12 protein-coding genes, 1 tRNA gene and 1 riboswitch are annotated in these 19092 nt (G+C 67.8%); of the genes, 11 read left to right on the top strand and 2 right to left on the bottom strand.

Annotated features, from left to right (window positions below):
• Positions 1–46: 46 nt before the first annotated feature.
• Positions 47–217: riboswitch (cobalamin riboswitch) on the bottom strand.
• 198 nt (positions 218–415) lie between these two features.
• Positions 416–970, top strand: coding sequence for a GNAT family N-acetyltransferase (locus BM150_RS03895; RefSeq protein ID WP_217641339.1), 555 nt, complete (start codon positions 416–418; stop codon positions 968–970).
• Positions 971–1291: 321 nt separating this feature from the next.
• Positions 1292–3385, top strand: coding sequence for a putative bifunctional diguanylate cyclase/phosphodiesterase (locus tag BM150_RS03890; protein ID WP_092924423.1), 2094 nt, complete (start codon positions 1292–1294; stop codon positions 3383–3385).
• 228 nt (positions 3386–3613) lie between these two features.
• Here the strand turns inward: BM150_RS03890 and BM150_RS03885 are convergent, their stop codons facing one another.
• Positions 3614–4528, bottom strand: coding sequence for an esterase/lipase family protein (locus tag BM150_RS03885; protein ID WP_092923970.1), 915 nt, complete (start codon positions 4526–4528; stop codon positions 3614–3616).
• Between the two features lie 621 nt (positions 4529–5149).
• Here BM150_RS03885 and BM150_RS03880 point away from each other — a divergent pair.
• Complete coding sequence (locus BM150_RS03880) at positions 5150–6622, top strand: MFS transporter (RefSeq protein ID WP_092923967.1); 1473 nt, start codon at positions 5150–5152, stop codon at positions 6620–6622.
• A 64-nt stretch (positions 6623–6686) separates the two neighbouring features.
• Positions 6687–7706 (top strand): alpha/beta hydrolase, encoded by a 1020-nt coding sequence (locus BM150_RS03875; protein WP_217641338.1) that lies wholly within the window; start codon positions 6687–6689, stop codon positions 7704–7706.
• Positions 7707–7799: 93 nt separating this feature from the next.
• On the opposite strand, the gene BM150_RS03870 is transcribed toward BM150_RS03875, so the two are convergent.
• Positions 7800–7872, bottom strand: a tRNA-Arg gene (locus BM150_RS03870).
• 432 nt (positions 7873–8304) lie between these two features.
• On the opposite strand from BM150_RS03870, the gene BM150_RS03865 reads away from it, so the two are divergent.
• From BM150_RS03865 to rho, 7 genes are all read left to right on the top strand, one after another.
• Positions 8305–9225, top strand: a complete 921-nt coding sequence (locus BM150_RS03865) for a cation diffusion facilitator family transporter (RefSeq protein WP_092923964.1) — start codon at positions 8305–8307, stop codon at positions 9223–9225.
• An 87-nt stretch (positions 9226–9312) separates the two neighbouring features.
• Complete coding sequence (gene argS / locus BM150_RS03860) at positions 9313–10977, top strand: arginine--tRNA ligase (protein WP_092923961.1); 1665 nt, start codon at positions 9313–9315, stop codon at positions 10975–10977.
• Positions 10978–10989: 12 nt separating this feature from the next.
• Positions 10990–12408, top strand: a complete 1419-nt coding sequence (gene lysA, locus BM150_RS03855) for a diaminopimelate decarboxylase (protein WP_092924419.1) — start codon at positions 10990–10992, stop codon at positions 12406–12408.
• Positions 12409–13713, top strand: a complete 1305-nt coding sequence (locus BM150_RS03850; RefSeq protein ID WP_092923958.1) for a homoserine dehydrogenase — start codon at positions 12409–12411, stop codon at positions 13711–13713.
• The gene (thrC, locus tag BM150_RS03845; RefSeq protein ID WP_092923955.1) at positions 13710–14801 is read left to right on the top strand and encodes a threonine synthase; all 1092 of its coding nucleotides are present in this window, start codon (positions 13710–13712) and stop codon (positions 14799–14801) included. The genes BM150_RS03850 and thrC overlap by 4 nt, the downstream gene beginning before the upstream one ends.
• Before the next feature lie 71 nt (positions 14802–14872).
• Complete coding sequence (gene thrB, locus BM150_RS03840) at positions 14873–15757, top strand: homoserine kinase (RefSeq protein ID WP_342752528.1); 885 nt, start codon at positions 14873–14875, stop codon at positions 15755–15757.
• 1034 nt (positions 15758–16791) lie between these two features.
• On the top strand, positions 16792–18819 hold the full coding sequence (gene rho, locus BM150_RS03835; protein WP_092923949.1) for a transcription termination factor Rho: 2028 nt from the start codon (positions 16792–16794) through the stop codon (positions 18817–18819).
• Positions 18820–19092 lie beyond the last annotated feature (273 nt).

Genomic DNA, 19092 nt, shown 5'->3' with positions numbered 1-19092 from the left:
ACTCGGTGCGGCAACGTCGTTACCTCCTCCGGGGCTCCGCGACCCCGTACGAATCGGCACGACGGCGGCAGTCTCCTGACTCGTGGTTCCTCACCGTCCACCGCCTTCCCGTCGGTTCATCCGACAGTGGCATGTTGGTGGTGGCTACCCACTCACAGTGGCGGGACCGTGCCGGAGTCGCACCGGCTTCCTGGACGCCGTCGTTCGGTTGTTCCGGAGTCAGACGTTCACAGTCCGTAGGTGCCCTGTCAAGGTGCGGCCGATCACGACATCGCGGCATCCGAGAACTTTTCCAGCTCAGCGGGTGTGTCCGGCCAACCGCACGAACGAATTCGATGCAACTATTGTGCAACGGACATCGCATGGCGACTGCCGTGCTCGTTCCGAGCCGTTCGAGAACTCCCGAAGGAGCGAGATGACCGAGGAGACCCGGGTGGTGGGGGAGTACGTGGTTCGCCCCGCGGAACCCGCCGACGTCGAGGGTGCGCGCACCCTGATGCTGGACACCTTCTACCGGGTGCTGGGGCACGGTTACGTGCCGCGATGGCACGCCGACGTGATCGACATCGAGGGAACCTACTTCCGCACGCCGGGGCACGCGCTGTTCGTCGCCGTGCGCGGCGATCGGGTCGTGGGCACCGCCTCGGTACGCGCCGACGGCCCGAAGAGTCCGCCCCACCCGGCATGGATCGCCGAGCGCTACCCCTCCGGCCCCACGGCGCAGATCTTCCGCACCTACGTGGACCCGGAACACCGCAGGCAGGGACTGGCCACCGAACTGGTTCGGTCGGCCTGCTCGTTCATCGCCTCCGTGCCCGGCTACGAGTCGATCTATCTGCACACCAACCCGGCCATCGACGGTGCCGAGCCCTTCTGGCGTGCCATCGCCAAGGAGGTCCACGACGCCAGGCGGGATCCCGGGCACGGTTCCACGGTCCACTTCGAGATTCCCGTCGCGGGAATTCGTTGACTTCGCGCTCCCCCGCTACCGTTCGGCGGGAACCGGAGCGGGCTCTCGCGTCGCGGGCACGGTGAGTCTCGACCGAGCACTACTGGGCCAAGCACTACTGGACCAAGCACTACCGGGCGGCTGTGCCGAGCATTTTTCGTTTCCTACGGTGCCGTGCGCACACCGCGGGGCGGGCGGACACTCGGGGGCGGGCCTCACGGCCGCGACGTCGTTCCCGGAGCCTCCGGAGCTCGCTCCGCGGGGTGAGTTCCGTGCCTGACGGGTATACAGGTGACGTCTCGGGTCGTGCGGGTCGTCGTGTCCCGGCGGCCGGAGCTGGTGATGAGCGGAGTGGAGAACGGACCCGGTATCGGGGCCGACGCGGAGGAACTGATCGGCAGGTTCGGCGCGTCGCTCTGGGAGTACGCCGTCTACACCCTCGACCCGTTCGGAGTCGTGTCGACCTGGAACCCCGGAGCTGAACGAATCACCGGTGCCTCGGCGGCGGAGGTGATCGGGCACAACATCTCGGTGTTCTACACCGCAGAGCAGCTCGCCGCCGGCGAACCGGAGGAACTGCTCGAACGGGCCGCCCGGTTCGGCAGCCACACCGACGAGGGTTGGCGGGTGCGCAAGGACGGCACCAGGTTCTGGGCGCACGTGACCACCATCGCGCTGTGGTCCAGCGAGGGGACGCTGCGGGGTTTCGCCCGCGTCACCAGGGACGACACCGAGCTGCACTCCAGGCTGGAGCGTTCGCTGCGTCAGTTCCGCGACTTGTTCGGACTCACACCGGTCGGCATCGGAGTGTTCGACCGGTACGGCTACGTGCTCGACTCCAACCCGGCGCTGCGCGAGCTGCTCGGCTACGACGAGAACGAGATGCGCGGCGCGCACATCGCCAATATGGTGCATCCGGACGAGCCGGGCAGGGAACCGTTGCGTCGGGCGTTCCGTTCCGGGAAACCGCCGAACGAGGACCTCACCCAGGAGTGGTCCATGATCCGTGCTGACGGACGACGGGTGATTTGCGAACTGCACATCGCGAAATCTGTTCGCGCCAGCGGGGAGTCGTTCTGGCTGGCGGTGTTCCAGGACGTCACCGAACGCCACCGGCGCGCGGAGGAATGGCGCTACTGGGCGACGCACGACAGCCTGACCGGGCTGCCGAACCGAGCGGCGGTCAACGAGCTGCTCAGCGGAACCGACACGCGTGGTTTCGCGATGCTGTACTGCGACATCATCAACTTCCGGCGGATCAACGAATCACTGGGGCTGCGGGCGGGGGACGAGCTGCTCATCGAACTGGCCAAGCGGATGCGCAGCGACCTGCCGAGGGACTGGCTGGCCGCCCGGATGGCAGCGGACGAGTACCTGATCGTGTGCCCCGAGCCCGCCACGGCGGGAGGAATCGAGACGATCGCCGACACTGTCGGCGAGCTACTCCACCGTCCCGTGTACCTGCGCGGACACCCACCGATCCGGGTCTCCGCCTCCATCGGCATAGCCGTGGGCGACGAGACCACCTCCACCGTCGACGACCTGCTGCGTTCGGCGGGCGCTGCCGTCATGGAAGCCAAGGCGAGCGAGCGCAGGCGGATCTCGGTAGCCGGGCCGAGGACCATCTCGGAGATGGACCGCAAAGTGGAGCTCGAGAGCGAGCTGCGCGCGGCGCTCGAGTCCGAGGAGCTGACGCTGTTCTACCAGCCGATAGTCCGTGCGAGCGGCGCGATCGTGGCCGCCGAGGCACTCGTTCGCTGGCACCATCCCAGACGGGGGCTGCTCAGCCCCGACACGTTCCTGCCGGTGGCCGAGAGCGCCGACCTGCTCGGGGAACTCGACCGGTGCGTACTGCGCACGGCCATGCGTGACGCCGCGGACTGGCCCGTCAAACCCGACGGGAACCAGGCAGCGGTGTCGATCAACCTCGCCGAACTGTCACCCGGCGATCCGGATTTCGCGGCCACGCTGGACACGACCGAGGCCGAGACCGGGCTCGACCGGCGGCACGTGGTCATGGAACTGCTGGAAACCTCGTTGATCAATCTCTCCGACCGGGGGAGAAGGACCATGCGCGGACTCACCGAGCAGGGGTTGCGGTTCGCCGTGGACGATTTCGGCACCGGGTATTCCTCACTGGCGCGGTTGCGCGAACTTCCCATCGACGTCATCAAGATCGACCGGGGTTTCGTCGCCGATGTCGCGAACACCCGGGCCGACCTCATGGTCATCAAGGCGATCGCCGATCTGGCCAAGGCGATCGGGTGCACCTGCACCGCGGAGGGGGTGGAAACGTTCGAACAGTTCGAGTTGCTGCGTGACGTCGGTGTGCACACTTTCCAGGGGTGGTTGTTCGCGCCCGCGATGCCTTTGACGGAACTCAAGACACTGCTGGCGGCGGGACCGCTCGAGCAGCGGACCGGCGAGAACGCGTGAGCGGGAACCCGGTCACCCGAGTTCCCGCCCCACTTGAGCAGCCCTGTTACGAACGTCGCTACCCGATGTCGGGCCTCCCCGCAGCGAGAGCCGTGCCAGAGGTTCCGCCCCGACTTCGGCGCGGTGTCAATTTCTCGCGAAATCGCCGCGCCGGCCCAACACGGCAAGGCGCCGACTCACGTGACGGCTAACCGACCATCCGAGCGATCCCGTCGGGCACTCGTTACATCAGCAGCCGGGGCGCTGCGCGTTGGCGGGATCGAGGGCGTTGAACACCAGCTGCTGCGCCGTTCCGTTGTAAGAGATACCGATGTGCTCGGTCAGGTCGATGGCACAGAAGTCCTGCAGCGTCAGGTTGGTCACGTTGGGACCGGCTTCCAGGAAGGCGGAGGTGTAGGGCGTGACCACCTCGTCGTACTTGGTGGCGATGTTGGTGTAGTCCACTCCCGGCACCGTTTCACCGTCCGAGTTCAGCTCCGTGATGAAGTCGGAGCCCGCCAGTTGCTGCGTGCACGAGGCGCACGGGGGCTGCCCCTCGGGCAGGAATCCGGCCAGTTGGTTGAGCCCGTACAGCGTGGTGCCGTGGTTGGACGGAACGAGGCCGACGAGCGAGTCCACCTCGGAAGCGCCGCCCAGGTTCTCGATGTAGTACCTGGGCATCATCCCGCCCTGGGAGTGTCCGACGATGTCCACCTCCTCCGCCCCGGTGGCGGCGAGTACCCGGTCGACGAACCCGCTCAGCTCCCTGGCGGAACGGGTGATCTCGCCGGTTCCCTTGATCGCGCTGTTCGCGCCGCCGCCGTAGTTCAGCGAGAACACGCAGTAGCCGCGTTCGGCCAGTTCCGGTGACAGCTCCGCCCAGTTGTCGTACCGATTCTCGAAGGTCCCGTGCACCAGCACCACCGGATCCGGATGCTCGCCACCCGGTTCGCACGAGAAATCGTTCGATCCGGCGGGTACGGCGTTCGGGTGCTGCTGCGAGTACGCGAACGCGCTCAGGAAGTCGTCCTGTCGTGGGCCGGTTTCCACCGCGGTGGCCTCGGCACTGGAAACACCCGTCATCCCGATCCCGGTGACAGTGGCCAGTGCCAGGGCACCCGTGCCCGCCACCAGACCGCGCAGTAGTCGCGCCGCTCGGTTCATCCTGGCTCCTCTCGAATTCCCGGTCGTCCGAAGCGCACTGGGTGAAACCGCGTTCGTGCGCAGCGACCGAGGATTTTCAGGTCGCCGTTTCCGCCCCGACTCCCAAACCGAAACCCGATTTCCTCGTGGGGCGGCTCCGAGCCGTTGGACGCGTGAAACGGCGAATTCAGCGTCCGAGTACGAGGGAACCGGTTCAATGCTCCAAACGAGTGGAAAGCGACCAGCCGAACGGGTTCGCTCGTCTTTCTGTCATTTCGCGGACAACTACGGATTCCGGTTATGGCAACCGCGTGCCAACAGCGCGGTTTCGCGCACCGGAGTGAGTCCGGTGCGGACACTGTTTGTCACCGTGATTATGGATCGTTTCCGGCGCAGCGGTTCTCGGTTGTGCGGAGATCTTTTCGGCAGTAGCTTTCCGCCACGGACTTCGGTGTGGCGAGGAACGGATCGTTCGGGAGTCGTGTGTGGACCGGATGTGTCGATTCGGCTCCCCGGCCCGGTTCGGTGCACCGGCCACGATTGCTCCGTTGCCGGGAAGGGTGTCTCCCGCGAGATCCCGTTCACGATTTCGACCAGCCGGAGGTGTCGGCATCCGATGACGAGCCCCGATCAGCTGATCCCATGACAGTGCTCCCCAGTGACACCGCTCGCGTCGGGACGAGCCCGGGACGGTCCCCCGTGACGGTGCTGACCGTAGTGGCGTTCGTCGGCTTCGTCACGGCGCTGGACAACACGATCGTCGCGGCCGCCGCGCCCTCCGTGGGACGTGACCTGGGAATCGGCCTCGCGACACTGCAGTGGGTCAGCATCGCCTACATGCTGCCCTACGCAGGGTTGGTGCTGGTCGCGGGAACCGTGCTCGACCGACTCGGGGATCGTGCGCTGCTGGCCGGTTTCGGTGTGTTCGCGGCCGGAGCCGTGGTCTGCGGCGCTGCGGGCGGCGCCGTCCCGCTGCTGCTGGGACGGGCTTGCCAGGGAGTCGCCGCCGCCTTCATCGTGCCGGGGACGCTGCGACTGCTGCGCACCGAACTCCCGGAACGGCTGCGCGCCACCGCCGCCGCCACCTGGACCGCGGCCCTGGCCGCCGCGCTGGCACTCGGGCCCTGGCTGGGCGGTGTGGTTTCGCAGTACCTGCACTGGAGCTGGATCTTCTACGGCAATCTGCCGTTCGTGCTGCCCGCCGTGGTGCTGGTCTCGCTCGGCACTTCACAAGGAGACCGGCGGCGCGCCGCGAAGGTGCGCCTGCCCGCCGCGCTGGCGGTGACCACCGGACTGGTGCTGCTGACATCGGCACTGGTGACAGCTTCGGAAACCGGTGCGGGGCCCTCGTGGTCAGTGCCGCTGGGAGTGCTCGGCGCACTGCTGCTGGCGGGGTTCGTGCTCGGTGAGCGCCGTGCCGCCGAACCCCTGGTTCCGCGGCGGTTGTTGCGCGGACGGGTCTTCCCGGGAGCCAACGTGCTGTTGCTGCTGTGGGGGCTCGGCATCAGCGGCGTGGTCTTCTTCACACCGCTGGTGCACCAGAGTTATCTCGGTCTGGACCCCGGTACGGCCGGTCTCCCACTGGTGGTGGTCGCGTTCGGGGTGACCGCCGCGACACCGCTGGTGGGGCCGGCGGCCCGTGGATTCGGCACACATCGGGTGGTCGCCTGCGGGCTCGGTGTGGTCGCGCTGGGGCTGTTCGGACTCGCCGCGGTCAACACCGTCGCCGCGATACTCCCGCGCGTCCCGGCGCTGTTGCTGATCGGTGCGGGGTCGGCCTTCACCGCCCCGATCACCTCCCACGCGTTGGACAGCAGCGACGAGGACGACGCGGGGACCGCCTCCGGGGTGCTCACCGCGTCACGGGAACTGTCCAGCGCTTTCGGGGTGGCGGTTGTCGGACTGGTCGTTTCCACCGTGCTGCGGCACCGCGTCGCTACCGGCAGTCCGGAACCGGCCGCGCTGGCCGCGGGCTACACGCAAGGAGTCCTGCTCGCGGCCTCGCTGCAGGTGATCGCGGCGGTACTGGCCTGGTCACTGCTGCGACCCGTTTCCACCGACGCCCCCGTTCCAGGGGTGCGACCGACGAGTCGAGTGAAGAATTCGAGGCGATGAGCTCTTGTCGATACGAAGAACCTTACGCGTTGCCGGGCGAGCACTCGCGGTATCACTCGTACTGGTGATTTCGCAGCTACCCGTCGCCACCGTCGCCGGGGGCGCGGCCGACCCCGGTGGTGACAACGGTCCCGATACCGAGCTCTTCTCGACCGGTCCGCCGTCCTGGGTGCACGACGGTTCCGGCGCGCGCGGCGAGCCCGCCGACAACGGTGCGCGGATCGTCTCGCGCAACTGGGTGGGGCAACGAGCGCTGGATCTGGGGATCCGGTCCCCCTCGCTGGCGGACGTCGGGATGGTGCGGGTGCTGCTGCCCCCCGGGTGGCGCACGCAGCCCTCGAAGGAATGGCCGGTGCTCTACCTGCTGCACGGCTGCTGTGAGCCCGCCGACTACCGGTCTTGGACCGAGTTCACCGATGTCCGTCGGTTCGTCGCGGACAAGCCCGTCATGGTGGTCATGCCCAGTGACGGCTCCGCCGGAATGTACAGCCAGTGGCGCAACTTCGGAATGGCGACGGTCCCGGACTGGGAGACCTTTCACCTCACAGAGGTGCGGCAGATCCTCGAACGCAACTACAACGCGGGAACCCGCAGAGCGGTCGCCGGTGTCTCCATAGGTGGTTTCGGGGCGATGCACTACGCGTTCCGGTATCCGGACATGTTCCGTGCGGCCGCCTCCTACAGCGGCATGCTTCACACCACCGGTCCGTTCGTACCCGAGATCGTCAAGGGAATCCTCATCCGCGAGGGATACTACGACTGGAGAGCACTCTGGGGGGACGATCGGGCCAACCGGGAGCTGTGGCGCGCCCACAACCCTTACAACAACGTCGGCGCGCTGCGCGGCACCGATCTCTACGTGTCCGGTGGTAACGGCATCGCTGGACCGTTGGACCCGAAGCCGAAGCTCGACGTCCTCGAATCCTCGGCGCTGTACACCTCGAAGTTCTTCGTGCGCAAGCTGCGCGCCAACGACATACCCGTGACCACGGACTTCTACGGTCGGGGAACGCACAGCTGGCCGTACTGGGAACGCGCACTGCACCGTTCCTGGCCGATGCTCACGGCGGACCTCTATCAGTGACCGGGAATCTCTCCACCGGTGACCGGGAAACGTGCCCCGCGCGATGCCGCGGGGCACACGTCCGGCGATTTCGCGAGAAATTGACACTGAGGGTGCCCTCGGCAGGACTCGAACCTGCGACACCCGCCTCCGGAGGGCGGTGCTCTATCCGCTGAGCTACGAGGGCTTTGCTGTTGAACTTCCCAAAGCCTAACCCATGCCGTGCCGGGGTTCGACGGTGGGGGTGATCGGATAGTCGTGACCAGCGTCGCGGCTACCCGTGCTTCGGAGTCCGTGTCTCGGGGCCCGTGCCTCGTCGCCGAGTCGGTCCCGTCCGTTCGGTTCGGGATGGCTCGGCCGCGCTCGCGTGTTCACGTCCACGCGGTGCCGTGGTTCGCGGGTCGGATCCGGGTGTTCCGCACCTTCCTCGCGGGTATCCCGATTCGGGTGTCCGGCTTCGGGTGTCCCGCATCGGACTTCTCCGGCCCGTTCGCTCGGTCGGGCACCCCGTCGGGTGTTCCTTCGTGAGTGATGTCACCCGTGCGGTGCGTGTTCCTTGTTGCGTCGACTTATGCATATGTCACTATGTGTTCGTCGGAAGCTATCGGGAGGTGCGGCTGTGGGACACGGTCACGGACACGGCGGAACCGGCGAAGCGGCCGCCAGTGCCTCGGGACGTTACGTGCGCAGACTGGCGCTGTCCCTGCTCGTACTGCTGGCGTTCCTGGTCGTCGAAGTCGTCGTCGGCTTCATGACCTCCTCGCTGGCCCTGCTCTCCGACGCGGGCCACATGCTCACCGACGTGCTCGGAATCGGCATGGCCCTGGCCGCCATCACCGCCGCACGGCGGACCTCCGGCTCCAGGAGCACCTTCGGGCTCTACCGGGTGGAGGTGTTGGCCGCTCTGGCCAACGCCGTGCTGTTGTTCGGCGTGGCGGGATACATCCTCTACGAGGCGATCGGGCGCCTGGCGAGCCCTCCGGAGGTCCCGGGGCTGCCGATGATGCTCACCGCCGCGGCCGGGCTGATGGCCAATCTCGTGGTGTTCGCGCTGCTGCGACGCGGCGCGGACGAGAGCCTGAACGTGCGCGGCGCCTACCTGGAGGTGCTCGCCGACACGGTCGGTTCGGTCGGTGTGCTGATCGGTGGTGCGCTCACCTGGGCTTTCGGATGGGGGCTGGCGGATCCGATCGTGGCCGTGGCAGTGGGACTGTTCGTGCTGCCCCGCACCTACAAGCTGGCACGACAGGCGTTGCGCATTCTGGTGCAACAGGCACCGGAGGGAGTCGACGTCGAGCGGATGCACGGTGATCTCGTCGACATCGAGCCGGTGACGGAGGTGCACGATCTGCACGTTTGGACGCTGACCTCCGGCATGGAGGTGGCCTCGGCGCACCTCACCACGGTCTCCGAAGCCGACCACTGCGACGTGCTGGCCAGTGCGCAGCGACTGCTTTCCGAGCGGTACCACATCGAGCACGCGACCCTGCAGATCGAGCCGCACGACCGCACCACCGGCTGTCATTCTCTCAGATGGTGAGACCATGTTCGCCCGGTCCGTTCCGGAACCCACTGTCCCGGCCACCCGCTCGTTAACCAGCGGCATTGCTTTCTTAGACTTCATCAGGTGACACCAGCCGCGCTTGCCGAACTCGTCCGAACGACCGCTGCCGACGTCCTGTCCGCCCGAGGGGTGGACACCTCGGTGCTGCCGGAGAAGGTCACGGTCGAGCGTCCCCGAAACCCGGAGCACGGCGACTACGCGACCAACCTGGCCATGCAGGTCGCCAAACCGGCCGGTCTCAACCCCCGGGAACTGGCGGGGTGGCTCGCCGAATCGCTCGCACAGCGCGACGAGATCACTTCCGCGGAGGTGGCGGGGCCCGGTTTCCTCAACCTGCGGCTCGCCGCCGATGCCCAGGCGGCCATCGTCCGCGACGTGCTGACCAGGCAGGCGGCCTTCGGTGCTGGTGAGCTCTACAGCGGGCTGCGGGTCAACCTGGAATTCGTCTCGGCCAATCCGACCGGTCCCATTCATCTGGGGGGAAGTCGTTGGGCCGCCGTCGGTGACGCGCTGGGGCGCGTGCTCACGGCACAGGGCGCCGAGGTGACCAGGGAGTACTACTTCAACGACGCCGGTGCGCAGATCGACCGCTTCGTGCGGTCACTCGTCGCCACCGCGCTGGGCGAGGAGATCCCCGAGGACGGTTACGGCGGGGAATACATCGCCGAGATCGCCTCCGAGGTCGTGAAATCCCGCTCGGACGACGTGCTCGCGCTGCCCGCCGAGGAACGCGACGAGGTGTTCCGCAGGGTCGGCGTCGGGCTCATGTTCGACGAGATCAAGCGCAGCCTGCACGAGTTCGGCACCGACTTCGACGTCTTCTTCCACGAGGATTCGCTGCACAACTCCGGCGCGGTCGCCGAATGCGTTCAGCGGCTCAAGGACTCCGGCAACCTCTACCACGCCGAGGGGGCGTGGTGGTTGCGCTCCTCCGAGTTCGGCGACGACAAGGACAGGGTCGTCATAAAGAGCGACGGCGCGCCCGCCTACATCGCCGGTGACATCGCCTACCTGCGGGACAAGAGCGACCGCGGCTTCCAACTCTGCCTGTACATGCTCGGCGCGGACCACCACGGCTACGTCTCGCGGCTGAAGGCCGCCGCGGCGGCGATGGGCCAGGACCCCGACTCGGTGGAAGTTCTCATCGGCCAACTGGTCAACCTGGTTCGGCACGGCGAGCCGGTGCGGATGAGCAAACGCGCGGGCACGGTCGTCACGCTCGAGGATCTCGTCGAGGCGGTCGGGGTGGACGCGGCTCGCTACTCCCTGATCCGTTCCTCGGTCGACTCGGCCGTGGACATCGACCTCGACCTCATCAGCAAGCACACCAACGAGAACCCGGTCTTCTACGTGCAGTACGCGCACGCCAGGCTGTCCTCGTTGCAGCGCAACGCGCTTTCGCTCGGTATCGACCGGGGTGACGTCGAGGCCGCGGACCTGGCGCTGCTCACGCACGACCGGGAAGGCGACCTGATCCGTACGCTGGGCGAGTTCCCCAGGGTGGTGCGCTCGGCCGCGGAGCTGCGCGAGCCACACCGCGTGGCCCGTTACCTGGAGGACCTGGCCAGCGCGTACCACCGCTTCTACGACTCCTGCCGCGTCCTGCAACCAGGGGACGACCAGCCCGGGCCGTTGACCATCGCCCGGCTGCAGCTCTGTGAAGCGGCCCGCCAGGTGCTGGCGAACGGGCTGAGCCTGCTCGGTGTCAGTGCTCCCGAACAGATGTAGAGGAGGCGCATGATGCGCGCCCATCCAGCCGGGCCGAGGCACGCCGACGTCGCCGTGAACGCCGATGCCGCCGGACCGGCCCCCTCCTCCGTGGAGGAGACCAATCGGCTGAACCCCGCGGTCTGGCCCCGCAACGCGACGCGGGGCGCCGACGGGGTGGCCACCATCGCCGGATGCGACGTCCGTGAACTGGCCGAGCAGTACGGCACTCCGCTGTTCGTGCTCGACGAGGACGACTTCCGTACCCGGTGCCGGGAGTACACCGCCGCGTTCGGCGATCCCGCCGCCGTGCACTACGCCGCCAAGGCGTTCCTGTGCACCGAGGTGGCCCGCTGGGTCGACCAGGAGGGCCTCGGGCTGGACGTCTGCAGCGGTGGCGAACTGCGAGTGGCGCTGCGAGCCGGCTTCCCACCGGAGCGCATCGCGATGCACGGCAACAACAAGTCCACCGCGGAGCTGGCGGCCGCGCTCGAAGCCGGTGTCGGCGCGATCGTGCTCGACTCGTTCCACGAGATCGCCAGGCTGGAGCACCTCGCCGCCGAGCACGGCACGCGCCAGCGGGTGATGATCCGGCTGACCGTGGGCGTGGAGGCGCACACCCACGAGTTCATCGCCACCGCGCACGAGGACCAGAAGTTCGGTTTCTCGCTCGCTTCCGGCGACGCCGCCGAAGCGGCGCACCGCGTGCTGAAGTCGGATTCACTGCTGCTGGTGGGGCTGCACAGCCACATCGGCTCGCAGATCTTCGATGACAACGGTTTCGAACTGGCGGCACACCGGGTGATCGGTCTGCTGGCCGAACTGCGTGCCGAACACGGTGAGGGGGCGCTGGAGACGGTCGGAACGGTGGACCTCGGCGGGGGGCAGGGCATCGCCTACACCGCCGACGACGATCCGCTGCCGCCCGCCGAACTCGCCGCCGGGCTGCACGAGATCGTGCGCAAGGAGTGCGCGGCGGCCGGGTTCGACCCGCCCCGGATAGCCGTCGAACCGGGTCGTGCCATCGCGGGACCCGGCACGGTCACGCTCTACGAAGTGGGCACGATCAAGGACGTCGCCCTCGACGGCGGGGCTTCCCGCCGCTACATAAGCGTCGACGGCGGTATGAGTGACAACATCCGCACTTCGCTCTACGACGCCGCATACGACTGCCGACTGGTCTCCCGTGCCGGGGAACGGAGCGGTGCGTTGTCCCGCATCGTGGGCAAACACTGCGAATCCGGCGATGTGGTGGTGCGCGACAGCTGGATGCCCGAGGATGTCGCACCGGGGGATCTGGTGGCGGTGGCCGCCACCGGTGCGTACTGCTACGTGATGGCCAGCAATTACAACCGACTCCCCAAGCCCGCGGTCGTCGCGGTACGCGACGGGCAGTCGCGGTTGTTGCTACGCAGGGAGACCGAGGACGACCTGCTTCGCCTGGAGGTGTGAGTGATCGAGGATCGGGAACCGATCAGGGTGGCGCTGCTGGGCTGCGGCACCGTCGGCACCGAGGTGGTGCGCCTGCTGCAGGAGTATCCCACCGAGTACGCCGCTCGAACCGGTGCGCCGGTTCGTGTCACCGGAGTGGCGGTACGTCGTCCGCACAAGCACCCCGATGTACCCGAGCAGCTGCTGACCACGGACGCCGCCGCCCTGGTAGAGGGAGGTGCGGACGTGGTCGTGGAGCTGATCGGCGGTATCGAACCCGCGCGTTCGCTGTTGCTGGCCGCGCTGCGCGCCGGTAAGTCCGTGGTGACCGCCAACAAGGCATTGCTGGCCGAGCACGGCTCGGAACTGTACGCGGCCGCCGACGCCAACGGGGTGGACATCTACTTCGAGGCGGCGGTGGCCGGGGCGATTCCGCTGCTTCGTCCGCTGCGGGAGTCGCTGGCGGGCGACCGCATCAACCGGGTGACCGGGATCGTCAACGGCACCAGCAACTACATCCTCTCCGCCATGGACTCCACGGGCGCCGGTTACGAGGAGACCCTGGAAGAGGCGGGCCGGCTCGGTTACGCCGAGGCCGACCCCACGGCCGACGTCGACGGATTCGACGCCGCCTCCAAGGCCGCCATCCTGGCTTCACTGGCCTTCCACACCAGGGTCGGCGCCGGTGACGTCCACCGGGAGGGGATCTCGGGTATCGGAGCCGGTGACATCGAGGCGGCACGCTCGCTGAACCGCACGGTCAAGCTGCTGGCCATCTGCGAGCGCGTGATCGACGAGGACGGTACCGAGTCCGTCTCCGCGCGCGTTCATCCGGCCATGATCCCGCGGGACCACCCGCTGGCCGGCGTCGGCGGGGCGTTCAACGCGGTCTTCGTCGAAGCCGACTCCGCGGGGCAGCTCATGTTCTACGGGCAGGGAGCCGGTGGTGCTCCCACCGCCAGTGCGGTGCTGGGCGATCTCGTCGCCGCCGCCCGCAACGTGGTGGTTTCCGGCAAGGGACCGCGCGAGTCCGCGCACGCGCAGCTCCCCGCGCGTTCCATGGACTGGACTCCCACGCGGTACCACATCAGTCTGGACGTGGCCGACCGGCCGGGTGTGCTCTCCCAGGTGGCCGCCACGTTCAACGAGCACGACGTCAGTATCTCCGTGGTTCGACAGCAGGGCCGGGGGGCCGATGCCAGCCTCGTGGTGGTCACCCACACCGCCGCGGACTCCGCGCTGCGCGCCACCGTGGAACAGATCGCGCGGCTCTCCTCGGTCAACGAGGTCGCCAGCGTTATGCGTGTGGAGGGTGAACCGTCTTGACCTCGCAAGCACAACTCGCGGCGTCCGGGGCAGGCACCGGTTGGCGTGGGATCATCGAAGCCTACGGTGACCGGATCGGCGTTCCCGACGACGCCGAGGTGGTGACCCTGTACGAGGGCGACACCCCGCTGGTGCCCGCTCCCCACCTCTCGGAACTGACCGGTTGCCGGGTCCTCGTCAAGGTCGAGGGAGCCAATCCGACCGGTTCGTTCAAGGACCGCGGTATGACGATGGCGATGACCCACGCCAAGGCCGCGGGCATGCGTGCCGTGATCTGTGCCTCCACCGGCAACACCTCGGCCTCGGCGGCGGCATACGCCACACGCGCCGGAATGACCTCGGCCGTGCTCGTGCCGCAGGGCAAGATCGCCATGGGCAAGCTCGCCCAGGCCGTGGTGCACGGCGCGCGCATCCTGCAGGTGCGGGGAAGCTTCGACGACTGCCTGGAACTGGCGCGCAAAACGGCGGTGGAGTACCCGGTGACGCTGGTCAACTCCGTCAATCCGGTTCGGTTGGCGGGCCAGAAGACGGCCGCTTTCGAGATCTGCGACGCGCTCGGCACGGCGCCGGACGTGCACTGCCTCCCGGTGGGCAACGCGGGAAACATCACCGCCTACTGGGCCGGTTACGGCCAGTACGCCGAGGAGGGGCGCAGCGATCGCACACCGGCCATGTTCGGTTTCCAGGCCGCCGGCGCCGCACCGCTGGTTTCCGGTGAGCCCGTCGCCTCGCCCGAAACCGTGGCCACCGCGATCCGTGTCGGCAGCCCGGCCTCCTGGGCCGGGGCGGTGGAGGCCAAGAACGCCTCGAACGGGTTGTTCGAGGCGATCACCGACGAGCGGATCCTGGAGGCCTATCGGCTGCTGGCCTCGAAGGAGGGCGTTTTCGTGGAACCCGCCTCGGCTTCGAGCGTCGCCGGGCTGCTCGCGACCTCGGCCGACGGCCGGTTACCGAGCGGTTCCACCGTCGTGTGCACGGTAACCGGGCACGGCCTCAAGGATCCGGACACCGCCTTGGCCGACATGGTGGAGGTGGAGCCCCTGCCGGTCGATCCGGATGCGGTGGCCACGGCTCTGGAGCTGTCTTGAGTTCCGGTGCCGTCCTTCCTTCCGGCTACGACGCCGAATCGGCCACGGGTGGAACGGACGCCGCTTTCCGGGTGACCGTTCCCGCTTCCACCGCGAATCTCGGTTCCGGGTTCGACACGCTGGCCGTGGCGTTGGCGCTGCACGATGTCGTGGAGGTCACCCCTACCGATGCCGCACCGCGGACCGCGCGTGTCGAGGTCACCGGTTCCGGCGCCGGTGAGGTCTCCGTCGACGAGAGTCACCTGGTGGTTCGGGTACTGCACGCGACCATGGATCGACTCGGTGTTTCACCACCCGCGCTGCTGCTGCGTTGCACGAACGCCGTACCGCACGCGCGGGGGCTCGGTTCGTCCGCCGCCGCGATCGTCGCGGGGGTGGCAGCCGGTTATCGGCTGGCCGGGATCGACGTTCGCGCCGAACGGGTTCGTCCGGAGGCGCTGCGACTGGCGGCCTCCTACGAGGGACATGCCGACAATGTCGCGGCGGCGCTGTTCGGCGGGCTGAATGTCGCGTGGAATGTGGAAAATCGTTATCGATCCGTTCGACTGGAACCGCATTCGGAGTTGGCTCCCGTGGTGTTCATCCCCGGTGTGGAGTCCGCCACCCACACGATGAGGGGGTTGCTGCCTGAGACGGTGCCGCACTCCGACGCGGTGTTCGCCGCCGGGCGCACGGCTCTGGCCGTGCACGCGCTGACCACCGAGCCGGAACTGCTGCTCGAAGCCACCGAGGACCGGCTGCACCAGGAGTACCGCGGGCCCGCGATGCCGGAAACGCTGGAACTCGTCCACCGGCTCCGGAATAACGGAGTGCCGGCCGTTGTTTCCGGAGCGGGCCCCACGGTGTTCGCCCTGCCACCCGGCGGTGAGCTTCCCGATCCGTCGGCGGTGGGGGACTTCGAGGTCAGGCGGCTGGATGTGGACCGGACCGGCGTGCGGGTCGAGCGGATGAGTTGACCGGGGCGGTGGTCATCGGCCTCGTCCGTCGTTCGTCCTCGGGGTGGTGGCACCGGCCCCGCTCGTTCCCGGTGGGGTTTTCCGGCAGGTGTTCCGTGACGGTGGATCCCGATCGGGGCCGGGGTCGTGGTGGCCGGTGTTTCGAGTGGTATAAAGGGAATGTCGGCATCGCCGTCGTCGGACCGGCGGTCCTGCGAGGCCCGGGGCACGGTAGCCGCGGCCGGTGAATTCCCGTGCTGTCGCACCGGGTTCGTGGTTCGGCGGGTGAGACCGACGAACTCGTGACCGAGTAGGGGCGCTCCAACTGTGGGCGTGTCATGCTCTTGGTTGTTGCACCGGAGTGACTCGGCGTATACCCTCAAGGTCAATCAGTCACCGGGCGCATCGGCGCCGGTGCCTTGCCCGGGAGCTTCTTTCCGGGATGCATCCCTCGCTGTGAATCGACTGCACCTTACGGGTGAAGATCAGGATGGCGAGTGGCCGATCGCGGTGGCCGAGGCAGGAGTTGTCAACTCAATGGGGTTCGCGTCGTCGAGTCGAACTTCACGCAGTTGCCGGTGTCGGACTGGGAGCTCTGGCGTTACGGATTGTGGTTCCGCACGGCAGTCACGAATAACTCGGTGACCACAGTGGAGGCTTCGGCCTCTCGGGTCACCGTATTCCGCGACCGCGCGGGATCGCGCTCCGAACGAACAGTGCGAACCTCCTCGACATCGGTCGATTCGGTGAGTCCGGTAACGAGTGAGCAGCAAGGTACGCATCCGGGAGTGGTGAACGGACACGGTCACGGTTGTTCCGGCAGGTGGTGGTACCGCTGTGGACGAGTGATATCACCACGGGTGCGCGAGTCGGGCGCCTCCGCTGCCCGGTGCTGCCGGTTTTCGAGTGGGTGCCGACACCACGCGCGCCGGGTGTCCTCGTCGAGTTCATTCGATAAAGGGGCCGGTAGCACTACAAGGCCGCTCGTGTTCGCAGCGAGCGGGGTAATCCGCTGGGCCGCGTAGGAGGCGCGGATCCGGTCAGGAAGGACATTCGTGAGCAACACCGATCTGTTGAGCAGCGAGACGACCAACGGCGTCTCTCCGTCCGGCCGGCAGGAGTCCGAGTCGCAGCAGGCAGCCTCCGGATCAGGAACCAACGGCAGCGCACGCCGCCGGGGTGGCCTGTCGGGCATGGTGCTCGCCGAACTGCGGCAACTCGCCGACGAATTGGGGATCGACACCACGGGCTTGCGTAAGGGCGACCTGATCGCCGCAATCAAGGAGCGCCAGGGAGGTGCCGCCGCGCCGCGCCAGGCGGAGTCCGGTACCCGTCAGCCGACTCTCGACCAGCAGGCGGCCCCGGAGAACAACACCCAGGACACCGAAAGCCAAGGGACCAAGGGTCAGCAGACCAAGGGTCGAGGTGGCAGGGATCAGGGCGCCGGGAACCGGACAGCGGAGCGGACGTCCGGCAAACCCGCCGCGGGCTCGCCCTCCGATAAGGACGATGTCCAGGACCCGGCCACCGAATCCGGCACCGGCACCGAGAAACGCTCCAACGGTTCCGCACCGAATCGGGGCGGTTCACGTCGCTCCGGTAACGACGGATCCGGTGAGGAGGGACGTCGGAACAACCGTCGTCGCCGTTCCTCGCAGCGTCCGTCCGGCAACCAGGACCAGGACGAGCGCGGCGACCGCAACGACCGGGGTGGCGGCGCGGACGGCGGGGGTCGGGCTGAACGCACCGACAACCGCCAGGATCGCCAGGACGGCGGTAACGGTGACCGGCAGGAGAGCCGTCGGGACGGTCGTGGCGACAACAACCGCAACGACAACAACAGGCAGGACGACGAGGATCGCGGCAACAGGCGCAGCCGTCGTTTCCGGGACCGCAGACGCGGGCGTGGCCGCGGGGACAACGAGCCCGAGGTGCGCGACGACGACGTGCTGCTACCCGTGGCGGGCATCCTCGACGTGCTGGAGAACTACGCGTTCGTCCGGACCTCCGGCTATCTCGCCGGACCCAACGACGTCTACGTCTCGCTCTCGCTCGTTCGCAAGTACGGACTGCGTCGCGGCGACGCGCTCAAGGGTGTGGTCCGGCAGCCGCGCGAGGGTGAGCAGCAGCGACAGAAGTTCAACCCGCTGGTGCGGGTCGACGCCATCAACGGGCTGGAGCCCGAGGCCGCCAAGAAGCGTTCGGAGTTCCACAAGCTCACTCCGCTCTACCCCAACGAACGGCTCCGCCTGGAAACCGACCCGCAGGGTATGACCAGCAGGGTTATCGACCTGGTCATGCCCGTCGGCAAGGGGCAGCGTGCGTTGATCGTCTCCCCGCCGAAGGCGGGCAAGACGATGATCCTGCAGTCGATCGCCAACTCGATCACCACGAACAACCCCGAGTGCCACCTGATGGTCGTGCTCGCCGACGAGCGCCCCGAAGAGGTCACCGACATGCAGCGCTCGGTCAAGGGTGAGGTCATCGCCTCCACCTTCGACCGTCCGCCGTCGGACCACACCACGGTCGCCGAGCTCTCCATCGAGCGTGCCAAGCGGCTGGTCGAGATGGGACACGACGTGGTGGTGCTGTTGGACTCGATCACGCGTCTCGGACGTGCCTACAACCTCTCCGCACCGGCGTCCGGACGGATCCTGTCCGGTGGTGTGGACTCCACGGCGCTGTACCCGCCCAAGCGGTTCCTGGGCGCGGCACGCAACATCGAGAACGGCGGTTCGCTGACCATTTTCGCCACCGCGCTGGTGGAAACCGGTTCCGCCATGGACACCGTGATTTTCGAGGAGTTCAAGGGAACCGGCAACGCCGAGCTCAAGCTCGACCGCAAGCTGGCCAACAAGCAGCTGTTCCCGGCGGTGGACGTGGACGCCTCCAGCACTCGTAAGGACGAGCTGCTGATGTCGTCCGACGAACTGGCCGTGCATCAGAAGCTGCGCCGGGTGCTGGCGGCGTTGGACACGCAGCAGGCGCTCGAACTGGTCCGGGACCAGTTGCGCAAGACCCGTACCAACATCGAGTTCCTCACCCAGGTCGCCAAGACCACTCCGGGCAAGGAGGACGAGTAGGCGAGTGCGTGGGACGGGCTGTGTCGCTGGTGCGGTGAGCCGTCGCGAAGCGGCTCCCGCCGCTTCTCGGTGATGTCGAACCGAGGTCGCGACACACGCCCGACCCAAGCTCAACCCGTGCGGCTCGTGGAGCCCGTGACGAAATTCGCGGGGTGGGCAGGCCGGCCCGGCACGTGAGGCGTCACCTCGCGGCGTTGGGCCGCTCTCGAGCAGCGCGAGCTACGGGGACTACGACGAGCCGCCGACGCGGGCGGTCCACACCGCCCCCGAACA

The sequence above is a fragment of the Actinopolyspora alba genome (assembly GCF_900112765.1).
Taxonomy (GTDB): domain Bacteria; phylum Actinomycetota; class Actinomycetes; order Mycobacteriales; family Pseudonocardiaceae; genus Actinopolyspora; species Actinopolyspora alba.
The sequence above is the reverse complement of the archived record's forward strand: the minus strand, read 5'-3'. Positions and strand labels throughout refer to the sequence as shown.